Annotated in this window: 1 protein-coding gene and 1 pseudogene; one reads left to right on the top strand and one right to left on the bottom strand. The window is 49.9% G+C overall.

Translation table 11 applies throughout. The features are described from left to right. Positions 1-230 (top strand): annotated as a pseudogene (locus L1069_RS23640) (IS5/IS1182 family transposase); the annotation flags it as partial. A gap of 64 nt (positions 231-294) precedes the next feature. On the opposite strand, the gene L1069_RS23635 reads toward L1069_RS23640, so the two are convergent. Continuing rightward, on the bottom strand, positions 295-1,853 hold a 1,559-nt coding region (locus L1069_RS23635), incomplete at its 5' end, for a hypothetical protein (RefSeq protein ID WP_237457277.1).

The following is a 1,853-nucleotide window of genomic DNA, read 5'->3' as shown; positions in this document are numbered from 1 at the left end:
GCTGCGAAGCGCTGCGCGCCTCGAAATACCTGGGCCGCGCCATCTGGCGACGGTGGAGCGGATACCACCGCCGGAGCCGTGTCGAGAGCAAGATGAACTGCATCAAGCTGCTCGGCCAATCCCTGATGGCGAGAAACTTCGAGCGCCAGGTCGCCGAGCTGCAGGTGCGTATCGCCGTGCTCAACGGCTACACGGCACTTGGAATACCCGCCACAGAGCCCGTAGAGTAAGTCCGTCCGGGGAAGGGGGAAGCTCGCACATCAGCCGATTTGTGCAACAAGGCCCCATCGCAGTCTAAGTGGAACCAATCGGCTTTAATACATAGCCTTCAAATTCTCTCAACGTCGCAGGAGAACCGCCCAAAGCGGACCGGACCCGATCACGGTTTTCAGATGTAGAGATATTGACCTGCATCTTGTCCGATACGTTCCTAGCCACCCATTGCAGCATTGACGAAAGGTCAACTTCTTTCATCTGCTGCTGACCCGGCTCGTCAAAGACCAGAAATCCTATGTGGTTCCCACCAAAATCCCGACACACTATCAGTATCGAAAGATAATAGGCCCACTTTAGCCGGATACCGTCACTAGCAGAGACTTCAAAGCCAATTTCGCGCTCCACCAACTCGCCGTCTTCAGCTTGGCGGAGAACCTGCGGTCGAAAATCGGTATCCGAAATTGTAATCTCTTGAGGCTCGAATGTGGTGAAATTAAACTCTTTTAGTAGAGCCTGTGTCGTAGCCTGAAGAGCCAAATGCTTCCGTCTGTCTGAACCTGAAAGTTCTGCAACACCTAAGTCGGCCAATTGCCCTCTGATTTCAACCCAAAGCGACGCAAGTTCCTTGAATTGATCTAACTCTTCAGCGACGCTTTCTTCTTGTTGCCTCCACGACGCAAGCTTTCCGCCGAGTCGAACGGCGCGCTCCAGATCAGCACGGGAAAAGGTCGAACCGGGTCGAACCAAGTCTGTTTTCACAGCACGAATGCTGGCACGAATAGCTTCAATCTCTTCGCGCAAAGATTTCATCAGTGTAACTGCGGCTCTCAAATCCACTTCAGCGTTGGCCAATAAAGCTTCGTATAGTTTCAACTGAGATTTGATGAAAACAATATTCTCCTCAAGACCCATAGCGCTCGTTTTCGCATCGGGAAGGAGTTCGTGCTCCAATCCTTGGTGGCAAGTTGGGCAGGTTTCGAATGCCACGCTCTCTCCAAGAATTGAGCCGAATTTCTTTAGCTTTAGAGAATCCTGATTCTGAACCAAGTCCTCTTTCAAAGAAAAAATTCTTGCGCTTAGTGCATTTCGTTCGGAAATGGAAATTTTGTAATCATTACTGGCAATTGACAACTCGGCCAACTTGTCACCCAGTTCGGCTTCCAAAACTTCGAGTTGAGCCTGCAAGGCTTCGGACGCCTCTGAAACTGGAGAAAGCTCTTTAGTCTCTATTTCCTGAATTTCGTCATTTATCAGTTTTTCGGCATCCTCAATAGACACCCACTCACCATTATGGAAAACTCGCACTTCCACGATTCCATTTTCCGCAAACTCTGGTGTAGGCAGCAATGGAATCCCGTCAACCTTGACTGTAGAAGGACCGTCCCGCAGAAGCTCTCTACGACGTTCCTTCCAGTCATTTTCAATCTTGTTCCTTGTTCTACGCAACTCGGTGAGTTGACGACGTGTCTTACCCACGTCCAAATCAAGAACAAATTCCATAACTCGCCTATTAAGGTCTTGTATCCTAAACATCGTCGGAAATGGACCTTGCGTAATCGACCAGCCACGCTTTTGTTCAACAAAGAACAACGGAAACATCGCCTCCAAATAGAGCGGCGCTTCCGATCCATCAAACC

Origin of the sequence: Leisingera sp. MMG026 (assembly GCF_021654205.1) — a bacterium.
Lineage (GTDB): Bacteria > Pseudomonadota > Alphaproteobacteria > Rhodobacterales > Rhodobacteraceae > Leisingera.
The sequence above is the reverse complement of the archived record's forward strand: the minus strand, read 5'-3'. Positions and strand labels throughout refer to the sequence as shown.